Origin of the sequence: Streptomyces sp. NBC_00259, assembly GCF_036181745.1 — a bacterium.
Taxonomy (GTDB): domain Bacteria; phylum Actinomycetota; class Actinomycetes; order Streptomycetales; family Streptomycetaceae; genus Streptomyces; species Streptomyces pratisoli.
In genome coordinates, this window is sequence record NZ_CP108080.1 from 4,605,139 (window position 1) to 4,619,078 (window position 13,940).

16 protein-coding genes and 1 tRNA gene are annotated in these 13,940 nt (G+C 69.7%); 9 read left to right on the plus strand and 8 right to left on the minus strand.

Annotation, left to right across the window (positions count from 1 at the left end; all coding sequences use genetic code 11):
- Positions 1 to 11 precede the first annotated feature (11 nt).
- The 5 genes from OG766_RS20905 to OG766_RS20925 all read left to right on the plus strand — a co-directional run bounded on the left by OG766_RS20905 (position 12) and on the right by OG766_RS20925 (position 5,144).
- On the plus strand, positions 12 to 1,616 hold the full coding sequence (locus tag OG766_RS20905) for a complex I subunit 4 family protein (RefSeq protein ID WP_266384337.1): 1,605 nt from the start codon (positions 12 to 14) through the stop codon (positions 1,614 to 1,616).
- Positions 1,613 to 3,148: an NADH-quinone oxidoreductase subunit N gene (locus tag OG766_RS20910; RefSeq protein ID WP_266381453.1), complete on the plus strand. Its 1,536-nt coding sequence runs from the start codon at positions 1,613 to 1,615 to the stop codon at positions 3,146 to 3,148. The genes OG766_RS20905 and OG766_RS20910 overlap by 4 nt, the downstream gene beginning before the upstream one ends.
- A gap of 126 nt (positions 3,149 to 3,274) precedes the next feature.
- Positions 3,275 to 3,733 (plus strand): large conductance mechanosensitive channel protein MscL, encoded by a 459-nt coding sequence (locus OG766_RS20915; protein ID WP_266381456.1) that lies wholly within the window; start codon positions 3,275 to 3,277, stop codon positions 3,731 to 3,733.
- A 155-nt stretch (positions 3,734 to 3,888) separates the two neighbouring features.
- A complete protein-coding gene (gene htpX / locus OG766_RS20920; protein WP_266381459.1) occupies positions 3,889 to 4,752 on the plus strand; it encodes a zinc metalloprotease HtpX in 864 nt (287 codons plus the stop codon).
- Positions 4,749 to 5,144, plus strand: a complete 396-nt coding sequence (locus OG766_RS20925; RefSeq protein ID WP_266381463.1) for a YccF domain-containing protein — start codon at positions 4,749 to 4,751, stop codon at positions 5,142 to 5,144. Before htpX ends, OG766_RS20925 begins: the two co-directional genes overlap by 4 nt.
- An 87-nt stretch (positions 5,145 to 5,231) precedes the next feature.
- Here OG766_RS20925 and OG766_RS20930 read toward each other — a convergent pair whose 3' ends face one another.
- Entirely contained in the window at positions 5,232 to 6,491 is a 1,260-nt protein-coding gene (locus OG766_RS20930) for an APC family permease (protein ID WP_266381465.1), read from the minus strand.
- Positions 6,492 to 6,597: 106 nt separating this feature from the next.
- Between OG766_RS20930 and OG766_RS20935 the strand changes: the two genes are divergently transcribed.
- Positions 6,598 to 6,867: a GlsB/YeaQ/YmgE family stress response membrane protein gene (locus OG766_RS20935; RefSeq protein WP_266381467.1), complete on the plus strand. Its 270-nt coding sequence runs from the start codon at positions 6,598 to 6,600 to the stop codon at positions 6,865 to 6,867.
- Between the two features lie 9 nt (positions 6,868 to 6,876).
- Here OG766_RS20935 and OG766_RS20940 read toward each other — a convergent pair whose 3' ends face one another.
- Positions 6,877 to 7,548: an alpha-ketoglutarate-dependent dioxygenase AlkB family protein gene (locus OG766_RS20940; protein ID WP_266381469.1), complete on the minus strand. Its 672-nt coding sequence runs from the start codon at positions 7,546 to 7,548 to the stop codon at positions 6,877 to 6,879.
- On the minus strand, positions 7,545 to 8,051 hold the full coding sequence (locus OG766_RS20945; RefSeq protein ID WP_266381472.1) for a methylated-DNA--[protein]-cysteine S-methyltransferase: 507 nt from the start codon (positions 8,049 to 8,051) through the stop codon (positions 7,545 to 7,547). The genes OG766_RS20940 and OG766_RS20945 overlap by 4 nt, the downstream gene beginning before the upstream one ends.
- A gap of 115 nt (positions 8,052 to 8,166) precedes the next feature.
- On the opposite strand from OG766_RS20945, the gene OG766_RS20950 reads away from it, so the two are divergent.
- Entirely contained in the window at positions 8,167 to 8,616 is a 450-nt protein-coding gene (locus OG766_RS20950) for an SCO4402 family protein (RefSeq protein WP_328725960.1), read from the plus strand.
- 170 nt (positions 8,617 to 8,786) lie between these two features.
- Here the strand turns inward: OG766_RS20950 and OG766_RS20955 are convergent, their stop codons facing one another.
- The gene (locus tag OG766_RS20955; protein WP_328725961.1) at positions 8,787 to 9,275 is read right to left on the minus strand and encodes a YajQ family cyclic di-GMP-binding protein; all 489 of its coding nucleotides are present in this window, start codon (positions 9,273 to 9,275) and stop codon (positions 8,787 to 8,789) included.
- 192 nt (positions 9,276 to 9,467) lie between these two features.
- Between OG766_RS20955 and OG766_RS20960 the strand changes: the two genes are divergently transcribed.
- Positions 9,468 to 9,549 (plus strand) — tRNA-Tyr (locus tag OG766_RS20960).
- A 690-nt stretch (positions 9,550 to 10,239) separates the two neighbouring features.
- The gene (locus OG766_RS20965; protein ID WP_328725962.1) at positions 10,240 to 10,494 is read left to right on the plus strand and encodes a hypothetical protein; all 255 of its coding nucleotides are present in this window, start codon (positions 10,240 to 10,242) and stop codon (positions 10,492 to 10,494) included.
- A 307-nt stretch (positions 10,495 to 10,801) separates the two neighbouring features.
- Here the strand turns inward: OG766_RS20965 and OG766_RS20970 are convergent, their stop codons facing one another.
- Genes OG766_RS20970 through OG766_RS20985 form a run of 4 tightly spaced genes read right to left on the minus strand, consistent with a single transcriptional unit; the run spans position 10,802 to position 13,647 of the window.
- Positions 10,802 to 11,212, minus strand: coding sequence for a hypothetical protein (locus OG766_RS20970; RefSeq protein WP_266381478.1), 411 nt, complete (start codon positions 11,210 to 11,212; stop codon positions 10,802 to 10,804).
- A gap of 22 nt (positions 11,213 to 11,234) precedes the next feature.
- Positions 11,235 to 11,663: a hypothetical protein gene (locus OG766_RS20975; protein ID WP_266381481.1), complete on the minus strand. Its 429-nt coding sequence runs from the start codon at positions 11,661 to 11,663 to the stop codon at positions 11,235 to 11,237.
- Between the two features lie 8 nt (positions 11,664 to 11,671).
- Positions 11,672 to 13,240, minus strand: a complete 1,569-nt coding sequence (locus OG766_RS20980) for a peptidoglycan-binding protein (protein WP_328725963.1) — start codon at positions 13,238 to 13,240, stop codon at positions 11,672 to 11,674.
- 14 nt (positions 13,241 to 13,254) lie between these two features.
- Positions 13,255 to 13,647, minus strand: coding sequence for a hypothetical protein (locus OG766_RS20985; protein WP_266381486.1), 393 nt, complete (start codon positions 13,645 to 13,647; stop codon positions 13,255 to 13,257).
- Between the last annotated feature and the right edge of the window lie 293 nt (positions 13,648 to 13,940).

A 13,940-nucleotide genomic window follows, 5' to 3' on the forward strand; every position in this document is an offset into this window, starting at 1 on the left:
GCGAATCCGTGATGCAGGTCCTTCTGGCGTTCATCGTCGTCGGTCCGCTCATCGGCGCCGTGGCCGCCCTCCTGCCGGCCCCGCCCGGACTGAAGGGGAAGTCCCCTGACCAGGCCGTGCTCCGCCACGGTGTCGTCGTCACCGGCGTGATCCTCGCCGCCGCGATCGTCCTCGCGCTCGGCTTCGACCACGACCAGCCGGCGAAGATGCAGGCCACGACGGACATCAGCTGGATCCCGGCACTGGACGTGCGGATCCACCTCGGCACCGACGGCATTTCCCTCCCCCTTCTGGTCCTGACCGCGCTGCTGACCTTCCTCTGCGCGCTCTACAGCTACTTCAAGATGCCGTCGGGCCCGTCCCCGAAGGCCTTCGTCGCACTGATCCTCCTGCTCGAGTCCGGCACCCTCGCCACCTTCGCCGTCCTCGATCTGCTGCTGTTCTTCCTCGCCTTCGAGATGGTCCTCATCCCGATGTACTTCCTCATCGCCCGCTGGGGCGGTGAGGGCCGCCGCCAGGCGGCCTGGAAGTTCATCCTCTTCACTCTGCTCGGTTCGGTCGTCATGCTGCTCGGCCTGCTCCTCGTCGGAGTCAAGGCCGGCACGTTCGACATGGTGGCACTCGCCACTGACAACGGTCGGGGCCTGAGTGCATCCGTGCAGGTCATCGCCGTTCTCGCGATCGGGATCGGCCTCGCGGTGAAGACGCCGATGTGGCCGCTGCACAGCTGGCTCCCGGACGCCCACACCGCCGCCCCGACCGTCGGCTCGGTCCTTCTCGCGGGCGTACTGCTGAAGATGGGTACGTACGGATTCGTCCGGATCGTCCTGCCGATCGCGCCCGACGGGATGCAGGTCTTCGCCCCGTACCTCGCGGCCTTCGCCGTCGCGGGCATCATCTACGGATCGCTCGCCTGCCTCGCCCTGTCCCGCCCGTCGTCCGCACACCGCCCCTCGGCGAGCCTCTTCGAGCCGCTCGACCCGACCGGCCCGAAGGGCGACCTCAAGCGGCTGATCGCGTACTCCTCCGTCGGCCACATGGGCTTCGTCCTCCTCGGCATCGCGACCATGACCCCGACCGGCGTCAACGGCGCGCTCTTCGCCAACATCGCCCACGGCCTCATCACCGGCCTGCTGTTCTTCCTCGTCGGAGCCATCAAGGACCGCTACGGCACCGCCGACCTCGACACGCTGGCCGGCGCCACCGGCGCCGCGCTCTACGGCCGGGCGCCCCGCCTCGGCGGACTGCTCGCCTTCGCCGCCGTCGCCTCGCTGGGCCTGCCCGGACTCGCCGGATTCTGGGGAGAAATGCTCGCGCTGTTCGGCGCGTTCGACCCCGCCGACGGTCTCAGCCGCCCCGCCTTCCTCACCTTCATGGCGATCGGCGGTCTCGGCACGCTCCTCACCGCCGCCTATCTCCTCATCATCGTCCGCCGCGTCTGCATGGGCGCCGCACGGCCCGCCGGCGAGGCGCAGATCGCCGACGTCCAGGGCTACGAGTTCGCCGCCTGGACGCCGCTCGTCGTCCTCACCGTCCTCGCCGGACTCTGGCCCGCGGTCCTCCTCGGCCTCACCGACCCGGCCGTGCAGAAGCTCCTCGCGGGAGGAAAGGCATGACCCCGGCCGCCACGCACGCGCTGTCCGCGCCCGTCGTCCAGTCCGTCGACTGGCTCGCGATCGCCCCGCCGACCATCGCCGCGGTGGCCGCCCTGCTCATCCTGGTCGCCGACCTCTTCGTCGCCGAGCGGAACAAGAAGTACCTGGGCTACGCGGCCATCGCCGGCCTCGTCGCCGCGGTGATCACGCTCGTCCCGCTGCGCAAGGGCGACCGCTCCACCTTCTGCCTCACCACCGCCCCGGACGCCTGCAGTTACACGGCGGACCACTTCGCGCTGGTCATCCAACTCCTCGTGCTCGGCGGCGCGCTGCTCACCGCGCTCCTCTCCGTCACCGAGACCAAGGACCGGCTCCCCGCGGGCGAGTACTGGTTCCTGCTGCTGTCCTCGGCCGCCGGAGCCGCACTGCTGCCCGCCTCGCGCGACCTCGCCACCCTCGTCGTCGCCCTCGAAGTGGCCTCCCTCCCGGCGTTCGCCCTGGTCGGCCTGCGTCGCGGCGACCGGCTCTCCAGCGAGGCCGCGCTCAAGTTCTTCCTCTCCTCGGTCACCGCCACCGCCGTGATGCTGCTCGGCGTCAGCTTCGTGTACGCGTCGACCGGCACCCTGCACCTCAACCAGATCGCGGCCCGTATGGACGCCGTTCCCGGGCAGCTGGAGATCCTCGCCCAGGCGGGAGTCGCCCTCACCCTCGTCGGGTTCGCCTTCAAGACGGCCGCGGTGCCCTTCCACTTCTGGGTGCCCGACACCTATGTGGGCGCGCCGCTGCCCGTCGCCGCCTACCTCTCCGTCGTCGGCAAGGCGGTCGGCTTCTCCGGGCTGGTCCTGGTGACCGTCATCGCCTTCCCCGCCTACGCGGACGTGTGGGGGCCCGTCATGGTCGTACTCGCCGGTCTCACCATGACCGCGGGCAATGTCGCAGCCCTACGCCAGTCGGCCACACGTGCGAACAGCGCGGTACGGCTGCTCGCCTGGTCCTCGGTGGCGCAGGCCGGCTACATCCTGGTGCCGATCGCAGCGGCCGCGTACTCCAGCGACGACCAGATCGGCTCCACCGTCGCCTACGCCCTCATGTACGCCGTCGTGAACCTCGGTGCCTTCGCCGTCGTCGCCCTGGTCGCGCGCACGAAGCCGCTGAACCGGATCGCGGACTACCGGGGCCTGTACGCGACCCGCCCCGTGACCGCCCTGCTGATGGGCTTCTTCCTGCTCTGCCTGGCCGGACTGCCGCCCGGCATCATCGGGCTCTTCGCGAAGGTCACGGTCTTCTCGGCCGCGGTCGACGCGGGTCTCGGCTGGCTCGCGGTCGTCATGGCCGTCAACGTCGTGATCGCGCTCTACTACTACCTGCAGTGGACCGCCCTGCTCTTCAGGGCGCCCGAGGAGGCACCCGGGGGCGCGCCGGAAACCGCCCCGGAGCGGCACCGCGCACCCACTCCTGTCACGGTCGCGATCGCCCTGACCGGTGCCGCGGCCATCCTGCTGTCCGGCTGGCCTCAGTTGGTGCTGAGATTCGCCGCGGTGAGCCTCTTCTGACGCGGCGGCCCTTCTGATGCGACGGTCGCCCACAAGGCTCTGACCTGGCGGTTCGACAAGCCGTGCCCCTACGGGGCACGGTGTTCCGCGCATCTGCACATCAGAAGACAATGAGGAGATCCAGCCGTGCTGAGCGGGTTCAAGGACTTCATTCTCCGCGGAAACGTGATCACGATGGCGATCGGTCTCGCCGTCGGCTCTGCCTTCACCGCGGTCGTCACGGGATTCAGCAACGCCTTCATCACCCCGCTCATCGGCCTCGCCACGCGCGGCACCGGTGACTTCAGCAAGGCCACGTTCTCCGCGGAGGGCGTGAAGTTCCCCTACGGCCTCTTCATCAGTGCCGCGATCGCCTTCGTGATCACCGCGGCGGTGCTCTACTTCTGCGTCGTCGCCCCGATGATGAAGGTGCAGAACCGCTTCATCAAGGACGAGCCGGTCAGTATCAAGGCGGCCGTCCGCGACTGCCCCCGCTGCTACACGGAGATCCCCGCGATCGCCAGCCGCTGCGCGCACTGCACCAGTGAGGTGGAGCCCCTTCCGGAGGCACTGGAGAGGGCCGGGCTGCTCCCGGCCCAGCGCTGATTCACCCGAACGGCCCAACGGCGCCGACGTCCCCGCCCGTGAGGGCGGGGGAACCCGCGGCTCCCGCCTGGCGTTGACCAGTACGGGAGGGTCCACTGGAGAGCGGACCACGACCAGCAGAGGGTTCCCCTGCCGCACCACCTGGAGGGCGTACCGTGCACCGCCGGCACAACGGACTGAGGACTGCCGTTCTCCTCGGGGGACTGTCAGCCCTCATCATCGTCATCGGCAGTCTGTTCGGCCGTATGGGCCTGATCGTCGCCGTCCTCGTGGCCCTGGGGACGAATGCGTACGCGTACTGGAACAGCGACAAGCTGGCCCTGCGCGCCATGCGCGCCCGCCCCGTCAGCGAGTTCGAGGCACCGGCCCTCTACCGGATGGTCAGGGATCTCTCCACCCAGGCGCGTCAGCCGATGCCCCGGCTGTACATCTCCCCGACCCAGGCGCCGAACGCGTTCGCCACGGGACGCAATCCGCGCAACGCGGCGGTCTGCTGCACCGAAGGGATCCTGCGGATCCTCGACGAGCGGGAGCTGCGCGGAGTCATCGGCCATGAGCTGAGCCACGTCTACAACCGGGACATCCTCATCTCGTCCGTGGCCGGCGCCCTCGCCTCGGTCATCATGTTCCTGGTCAACTTCGCCTGGCTGATCCCCATAGGCCGCTCGGACGACGATGACGGCCCAGGCATTCTCGGCATGCTCCTGATCATGATTCTGGGCCCGCTCGCGGCGTCCGTCATCCAGCTCGCCATCAGCCGCTCCCGGGAGTACGAGGCCGACGCCTCGGGAGCCAGGCTCACCGGGGACCCGCTCGCCCTCGCCAGTGCCCTGCGCAAGCTCGACGCGGGGACCAAGCAGCTGCCGCTGCCGCCCGAGCCGAAGATCGAGACGGCGAGTCACATGATGATCGCGAATCCCTTCCGCCCCGGCCAGGGCCTGTCCAAGATGTTCTCCACGCACCCACCGATGGCGGAGCGCATCGCCCGCCTCGAACAGATGGCAGGTCACCGTCCATGAAGACAATCCTGAACGTCATATGGCTCGTCCTGTGCGGTTTCTGGATGTTCCTCGGCTATCTGCTGGCCGGTGTGCTGCTGTGCATCACGATCATCGGCATCCCCTTCGGCCTGGCGGCGTTCCGCATCGGCGTCTACGCGCTCTGGCCGTTCGGCTACACGGTGGTGGACCGCAGGGACTCAGGTGCGCCGTCCTGCGTCGGCAACGTGCTGTGGCTGGTCCTGGCGGGCTGGTGGCTGGCCCTCGGTCATGTCGTCACGGGCATCGCCCTCTGCATCACGATCATCGGCATCCCGCTGGGCATCGCGAACTTCAAGCTGATCCCGGTCTCGCTGCTGCCGCTGGGCAAGGAGATCGTGTCGACGGACGAGCCGTTCACGGCGCGGTACTGAGCGGCTGAGCGGCGTAGCGGTTGAGGCGCTGCGCGGTAGGAGGCGCCGGGCGACCGTGCGGTACTGCCGGCGGCCGGCCGCGGCCTGTCAGTCGTGGCCCTGTCGGCCGCCGCGCTCCCGCAATCCCGCCCGCACCGCGTACGCCGCGGCCCCCACCGCCAGCACCGCGGCGCCCGCAAGGACCGAGGACAGCGGAAGGGCGAACGCCAGCACCAGGCATCCCGCGAGACCACAGGCGGCCGGCGCACGCCATCGGGAACTCAGCGTCCATGCCGAGGCGTTGGCAATGGCGTAGTACACGAGCACACCGAACGACGAGAAGCCGATCGCTCCCCGCACATCGACCGTCGCCGCCACGACGGCCACCACCAGCCCCACCGCGAGCTCCGCGTGGTGCGGGACCTGGAAGCGGGGGTGGACGGCCGCGAGCGTGCGTGGGAGGTGGCCGTCCCGGGCCATCGCCAGCGTCGTCCGTGAGACACCGAGGATCAGCGCCAGCAGCGAGCCGAGCGCGGCCACCGCCGCCCCGACCCGCACCACAGGGACCAGCCACTCCGCGCCCGCCGCCCGGGCGGCATCCGCCAGCGGAGCCGTTGCCCGGCCCAGCTCCGCCACGCCCAGCACGGAAAGGACCGCCAATGCGACACATACGTACACGACCAGCGTGATCCCGAGCGCCATCGGAATCGCCCGCGGAATGGTCCGGGCCGGGTCCCGCACCTCCTCGCCGAGCGTGGCGATCCGCGCGTACCCGGCGAAGGCGAAGAACAGCAGCCCGGCCGCCTGAAGGACGCCTCCCGCGCCGCCGCCGGAGCCGTCCGACCCGAGCCTGCCCAGATCCGCGGACGCCGACGTGAGAGAGGAGACCACCACCGCCGTGAGGACCGCCAGCACGACCGCCACGATCGCCCGGGTCAGCCACGCCGACTTCTGAACTCCCCCGTAGTTCACGGCGGTCAGCGCCAGCACGGCGGCGACCGCCACGGCGTGCGCCTGCTCCGGCCACACGTACGCGCCGACGGTCAGCGCCATCGCCGCACACGACGCGGTCTTGCCGACGACGAACGCCCAGCCCGCCAGATAACCCCAGAACGGGCCGAGCCTCTCCCGCCCGTAGACGTATGTCCCGCCCGACGCGGGGTACCGGGCCGCGAGTCGTGCCGACGCCATCGCGTTGCCGTACGCCACCACCGCGGCCAGCCCCAGCCCCAGAAGCAGCAGCCTCCCGGAACCGGCCGCCGCGGCCGCGGGGGCCAGCGCGACGAAGACCCCGGCGCCGACCATCGAACCCAGCCCGATGACGACTGCGTCGAACACGCCGAGCGACCGGCGCAGCTCCTGTGTCATGGACCGCACCCTACTGATCGCCGCAACCGCACTCGGTACGCACGTCGTCTGAGAGGACAACACCGCACGAAGAATGTGCACGAACAGAAGAAAGGCAGGTCATGGCATGGGCATCATCAGCTGGATCGTCCTGGGGCTGCTCGCCGGGATCGTCGCCAAGATCCTGCTGCCGGGGCGCGACCCGGGGGGCTTCATAGGCACCACCCTCATCGGCATCGCGGGCGCCTTCGTCGGCGGCTGGATATCGACCCGTTTCCTGGACCGTCCGATCGCCAAGGACTTCTACGACGGCGCCACATGGGTGTCCGCCATCGGCGGCGCGCTCGTGCTGCTGATCGCGTACCGGATCCTGTTCGGCCACTCGCGTTCCCGCTAGGTCCCGAGCTCAGCCGGGGAGCCCGGTCTCCCGCAGGGTGAGGTTCAGCCGGCCGGTCAGGCCCAGCGCAGGATCGGCCGTGCCCGGATACACCTTCGGCACCCCGTGGTACGCGAACCGGGACGCGCCGCCGAAGACGAACAGGTCCCCCGACCCCAACTCCACATCCGTGTAGGGCCGCCCGCGGCCCTCCGTGTTCCCGAAGCGGAAGACACAGGTGTCGCCGATGCTCAGCGACACCACCGGGGCGCCGGACCGCTCGTCCTTGTCCTGGTGCATGCCCATCTTCGCGTCGCCGTCATAGAAGTTGACCAGCGCGGTGTCCGGCGCGTACGCCTCCGCCGCGGCGCGGCCCGCCGCGTCGTCCCCGTACGCTCCGGCCAGCGCCTCGCGCCCCAACTCCACCAGCCAGTCCGGGAATCCGGCGACCCTCGCGCCGTTCACGTCATCGGCCGTACGCGTATACCGGTACGGCTGCCAGTGCCAGCCGACGCACACCGTCTGCACGGACATCACCCCACCGCGCGGCAGCCTGGTGTGGCGCAGAGGCACGGGCCCGCGGGCCCAGTCCCGGCACGCCTCGACCAGTTCGCGCTGCCGGGCCGCCGGCAACCACCCGGGGACGTGCACCGCCCCGGGCGCCACCACGGCCCGCTCGCGCGGGAACAGCCCGGACGTCACGACACCAACGCGCCTTCCAGCCCGAGGAGCCGCTCCTTGCGCTCCACCCCGCCCGCGTAGCCGCGCAGCGCGCCATCGGCGCCGATCACCCGGTGGCACGGCCGTACGACCAGCAGCGGATTGCGCCCGATCGCGGTCCCCACGGCCCGTACACCGGCACCCGCGGCCCCGACCCGCTCGGCGATCTGGCCGTAGGTCGCCGTCTCCCCGTACGGAATCTCCTCCACCGCCCGCCAGACGCGACGCTGGAAGTCCGTGCCGGCACCCGGCGCGTACTCGATGGCGAAGTGCCTCAGCTCCCCCGCGAAGTACCCCCGCAGTTGCCCGGCGATCTCCTCGAACGCCCCCGGGTCGCACCGCCAGTCGTCCTTGATCTCGGCCGCGCCCTTCTGGCCGGGCAGAGACAGCGAGACGAGCGCGGTACCACCCACGGCGCTCGCGGACTCCTCGCCGACCAGCAGCAGCTCACCGAGCGGGCTGTCGACCGTCGCGTACACCGTCATGGCTCTTTCCTCTTCTCGTCCGGTCCTGCACCAACGAGTCTGGGCCGCACACCCCCGCGCTGGCTGGCGGTATTCGGACATCGACGCCGGAGCGCCCTCTCGCTAGGCTCCCGGCATGGCCGACAGCGATAGCGTGATGGCGATGGCGAACAGCCGGGTCCATGTCGTGCCGGCGGTGCTCTCGCTGGCCAATCCACCCTGGCAGCGCGAGGTTTGGCTCGACCGGTCCAGGTTCGAGAACCTGGACCACATCTTTGATGTGCTCTTCGATGACTTCTGCGATGCCGACAACCCCGAGCGCTACCTCGGCATCGGTCTGAGGACCGAGGAAGAGATCGAACTCATGCGTCGGCTCGGCGCCGCACTCAACGCCGCGAGCGACGAGGCTCCACACGACACCGACGAGGAGTACCTGGCTGCCGGCACCTGGCCCGAAGTGGTGGCCATCGCTGGTCGTCTTGCACGGGTCATGGTCGCGAACGACCTGAGCGAACTCGTCCGCCTGCATGAGGACGCGAGCCAGAGGCAGCAGTCAGGCCCGGCGACACAAGGCGAGTCGGCCTGAACCGGTCATCAGGAGGAAGGCCGAGTCAGAGCGCTCGACACACCGGCACACACCCGTGGCCGGACGAGGAGGGCACAACGAGGGCTGCCGTGGTGGCCGTCCTCGGCGATGTGTCCCGCTGTGCCCTGCTCGCCCGGCCTGACAGTGCCAGTGCAGGTCGGACTGGTTGATCAGCGGTAGTTCACGAACTGCAGGGCGAAGTCGAAGTCCTTCCCCTTCAGCAGCGCGATGACGGCCTGCAGGTCGTCACGGCTCTTCGAGCTGACGCGCAGCTCCTCGCCCTGCACCTGCGCCTTGACGCCCTTGGGGCCCTCGTCGCGGATGGCCTTGGCGACCTTCTTGGCGTTCTCCTGGGAGATGCCCTCCTCGATCGAGGCGAAGATCTTGTACTCCTTGCCGGAGAGCTGCGGCTCACCCGCGTCCAGGGACTTCAGCGAGATACCACGCTTGATCAGCTTGGACTGGAAGATGTCGAGAATCGCCTTGACCCGCTCCTCACCGCTCGCCTGCATAAGGATCTTGTCGCCGGACCACTCGATGGTCGCGCCGGTGCCCTTGAAGTCGTAGCGCTGCGAGATCTCCTTGGCGGCCTGGTTGAGGGCGTTGTCGACCTCCTGCCGCTCGACCTTCGAGACGATGTCGAAACTGGAGTCGGCCATGTGCTGTGGCTCCTTGTATCGGGGGCGTAGACGTACGGCCGGGCAACCCGGACCGCCACCGCAAAGCCTAGCCACCCGCACCCGCCCGAGCCCTGATCAATCCGGTGGCGGAGCACCCCCACGGATCAGGTATCGTTTACGTCGTTGCCACGGAGCACCGCCCCAAAGCGGACCTCCTGTGCGACATCCCATGGCGGTGTGCCCGAGTGGCCAATGGGAGCGGACTGTAAATCCGTCGGCTTAGCCTTCCCAGGTTCGAATCCTGGCGCCGCCACGCGATAGAAATGGCCCCTGATCTGCGGAAACGTGGATCAGGGGCCATTGTTGTTGAGGCGGCGTCGGGAGTTGACTGTCTCGCTGTGTCTCGTCCCTTCGCGCTGTCACCACCTGCGGTGTCTGGTCGAGAGCCCGGTTGAGGACCGCGTCGCGATGGACTTCTGGCGGATGGCCTCGGCGACCTTGGCCGCTGGGCTCTTCCCCCGCTAACCGAAGCAAGGCGACGACGGCGTCGGCTTCCGAGGCCCGCGCCAGTCGAATGGTCGAGTTGGCGGGGCCGACCCAACCTTCTGCGAGGCGTTGCGCCGTGATCCGCTGCGGCCTCCAGTCGGCGGGCTTCTTGGGGCCTCCTGTCGTGCCTCGTCTCTTGGCCATGCGGTCGATCGTTCCCACGAGCTCTCGCTCACCCACCTCATGCCCAGGGCGCTTTGATGTGAGGCTGGCGGAAAGTGGGTGGGCAGGTGGTGCGGAGCCATGCATGATTGCCGCATGACTGACGTACGAAAGGCGTATGCCGCGTAGGGCTCCCTCGCAGGTCAGGCTGGACCTGCCACGTGTCCCACGGCCGTGGGACAGCAGAGCGGTGATACCTGGGCTCTCCGCCCGGGCGCTCGCGGAGATCGCCCGGATCGAGCGGCGGCGATACTGGTCCGGTGATGCGCACCGAGCTGTGACGCGATGGCGGGCCATGGCGTACAAACCCGGGCCGTGGGTGATGTATGCCGCGCCGGAGGGCGACGGCTGCGAGTGCTGTGATCCATTCACCGGCGCCGACGTCCGCGCGTTCTTGGAAGAGCTGTGCTCCAGCCTCTCCAGCAGTTCGGCACGTGAGCTCCGCACACTGCTCAAGCCGCTCGACGAGCGCTTCCTCGCCCGTACGCTCAACGACCCGTTTGCCTCGCCTCGTGACCCATGGTGGAGACGCCGGCTCGAAGCCCCGTGAGCGAGTGGGAATGGTGGCTGCCAGAGCAAGATCGGGGCCAGTCGCGGGCCAGCGGGAAATGACGGGTCGCTCTGGTGGACGTATCCGCAGGTGAGAGGACGGATCCGATGGTGCGGCGCAGTGGACTGCAGAATCCGTCGGCTTAGCCTTCCCAGGTTCGAATCCTGGCGCCGCCACGCGATAAAAAACGGCCCCTGATCTGCGGAAACGTGGATCAGGGGCCATTGTCGTCGATGCCGTCGGCGTGAACGCCCGAGACGGCCACCGCGCGGTCCCGCCCGGCGAAGAAGCCGTCGCGGGCGGATCATCAGGCCGGACCCGTCGCCGACGTCGCGGCCCGGCTGCCGCGGCGCAGGTCGATGAGTGAGGCGACCGTCTCCAGCCAGCGCCCGGCGCGCGCCTCGTCGTCCGGTGTGCCGGCGACCTGCGCGGCGCTCTCCAGCCAGTCCCGTAGGTACGCGGACGCGGCACCCGACGGCAGGGGCTCGGCCAGCCGGGCCGCGTACGCGAGGCCGCCGGCCCGGACGATCTTCGCGACGTACGTCACCGAGCGCGGCAGCACGCCGAGCCGGTCGAGGGTGACGGCGGCGGCGATCGCACCGTCGCCGAAGAGCGCGGTGCGGAGGGCGTCGCGGCTGAGGCCGTGACGCAGCAGCGCCTCGATGTCGGTGGCGGCGAGCACCTCGTCGTCGGTGCGTGGGTAGCGGTCGTGGACCATCGTCGTTCCGTTCCGGTCCGGCTCAGCGGACGGTGATCGTATAGAGGTAGTAGGCGGCTTCCTGGTCCGAGTCCTTCGGGGTGCCCGTGGCCGTCGGGACCGGCTTCGACGCGGCCTCCTCGGCGCTGTGGCACCGGCCGTAGGGGCAGAACAGCAGCTTCACCGTCGCCTTCCCGGGCGAGAGCGCCGTGAAGTCGAAGAACTGGGTTCCGTCACCCTCGCCGGTGTCCTCGCGGTCACCCCGGTACTTCAGGACGTCCGGGTCCGCGGCCGGGCTCGCCAGGTACCAGTTCTGCCCGAGCTCGGGGTCGGCCGGGACCTCCAGGGTGAACTTCTCGCCGCTCTCGACCGAGATGGTCCGCTCGTCGGTCTCGTACGCGGAGTCGCCGCAGCCGGTGAGGACGAGGAGCAGGGCGGCCAGGGCGGGCGTCGTACGGAGGGCGGAGCGCATGGACCTCATCAGTTCTGCTCGATGTAGACGCGGCTGACATCGCCCTTGTGGGCCTTGGAGTAGCGGTCGTCGGTGGCCGCGCTGAGGTCGCCGTTGATGAAGTCGTCCTCGCTCACCCACGTGGTGGTGCCCCAGGGGTTGTAGATCTGCAGCTTCCCGTCCTCCTGCCCGATGATCATCAGGCTGTGGCCGTGCATGTTGCCGTCCTCGTCCTTGCGGGAGATGTTGAAGGGGACCGGCTTGCCCTCGGCGACGGACTTCTCGATCTCGGGCATGACACCGCGCCGGTCGTCGGCGCCGTCCATCTCCTGCGTGTCGTACCTGTCGCCGGTGTGCGGGCCGAGCTCCTTGTCGGAGATCTCCTCCTGCCCGTCGGAGTCCATGCCGGCCGCGTGGCGGTCCCACCACCAGCCGTCGTACTCGCCGTCGCCCTCGTCGTTCATCCGGAACTGCTCGTCGTGCAGGCGCTTGCGGAAGTTGTCGGGGTTGTCGTCCTGGCCGTCGGGCCCGCCGGTGAGTTCGAGGGCGTAGACCGGGTCGACCAGGGCGCGCGCGGTGACCGTCGAGGACGGGACGCAGGTCTCGTCGTCCTGTGACCAGTGCTCGTCACCGAACTTCTGCTCCTCCTGCCCCGTGGCCGAGCCGGTGGTGACCGGTGCCAGGTGCTCCTGGAGCCATGCCGAGTCCTTGCCGTGGATCTTCCCGCCGAACTCCTCGACCTCGCCGACGTCGTAGCCCGCGGCGAGGGCCTTCATGAGGTACGCCTTCTCCTGCGGGCTCGACGCGTTCGCCAGGAGCCGTTCCATACGCGCCCGTTCGGCGGGCGAGAGGTTCTCCATGGCGCGGCCCGAGCGTTCGAGGTCGTTGGCGCTGAGGATCTCGTTCAGTTCCGCGTCGCCGCCGACGTTGCTGGTGTCGGCGAGGGCGAGGCGGTCGGCGGCGGCGAGTTCGTCGGTGTCCATCTGGCCGGCGCGGGCCTCGGCGGCGAACTTGTTGAGGTCGCGGGCCGCGACGCGGGCGGCGTCATCGGCGTCGACGGCCGCCGCGTGCAGGTCGTCGACGCCGTGGGAGGCCAACGAGCGGGCCCGCAGGCGGAGTTCCTCCTCGTCGTCGTCCTCGTGCCAGTCGTCGAAGAAGCCGTCCTTGCCGCCGAGCATGGTGCGGGCGTCGCGCAGCTTGCCGCGGCCGGTGCCGTCCTTGGTCTGCGCCTTCTCCAGCGCGTCGGACAGCGCGATCAGCGCCTTGCCGCCGCCCTGGAACGCCTCGATCATCTGCTGGGCGTCGCGGGAGGCGGCGCCCACCACGTCGGAGGCGAGGACGCTCGTGTCGCCGACCCAGACCTTCGGAAGACCCTTGCGGGCGATCTTGTCGATCCGGTCGCTCACCGCGTCGGCCTCGTCGATCTGGCCGGTGTAGCGCTTGCCCAGGGCCTCGATCACCTTCGGTTCTCCGACCGGTGCCGAGACGCCGAGGGCGTCCTCGATCGCGTCGATCAGGTCGTTCTTGCTGCCGGCCGAGGAGATGCGCCCGCGCAGGCCGTCGAGCTTCTGCCTGCGGTCGTTCGTGGATTCCGTCATGGACGCGGGCCTCGTCAGTAGGCGGCCAGCGCGGAAGGGCGCTGGGCGTGGGCCGGCATCGTGCTGACGCCGGCGTCGGCCGGGTCGGCCGCCGAGCCGACGGAGACGGCGCGGGCTCCCGTACGCACGTCGACGTCGGAACCGCGGTACGCGTGACTGGAGAGGCGGACCTTGTCCGCGAGTTGGTGCAGGGCCGCTTCGAGGACCTTGGTCTCGGCCTCCCAGGCGGCCGCGAAGGCGTTGAACGCGGGCCCGGTGTCGGAGCCGCCGAGGGCTTCCTGCGTGTAGCACATCGTGCTGGCGACGGCCTTACGTATCTTGCCCACGTCGTCGCCGGAACCGTCCAGTTCGCCGGCCTGTCCCGACATGCCCTTGTGCCCGACCTGGTAGCCCTCCGGAGAGGTCATGGCCCTTCCCCCGTTTCTCGCTCACCCGACCCGACGCTTTCCGGACAGGGAAGTCGGGCCAGGTCACAACTGTCAGGAAGTTAGCAGAAGGCTGCCATGTACACGCTCGGTGCCACAGGTTCCCCACAGGGCTCCCGCGTACCACCCGGGCGCTCGCGGAGATCGCCGGGACCGAGCGGCGCCGGTACTGCTCCGGTGATGCGCAGCGAGCTCCGGTGGGCCGCCAGACCCCCGTTGAACTGCGCAGACGTCGGGCGGCGGGAGACTTCTCGATGATCCGGAGGGGCGGCTCG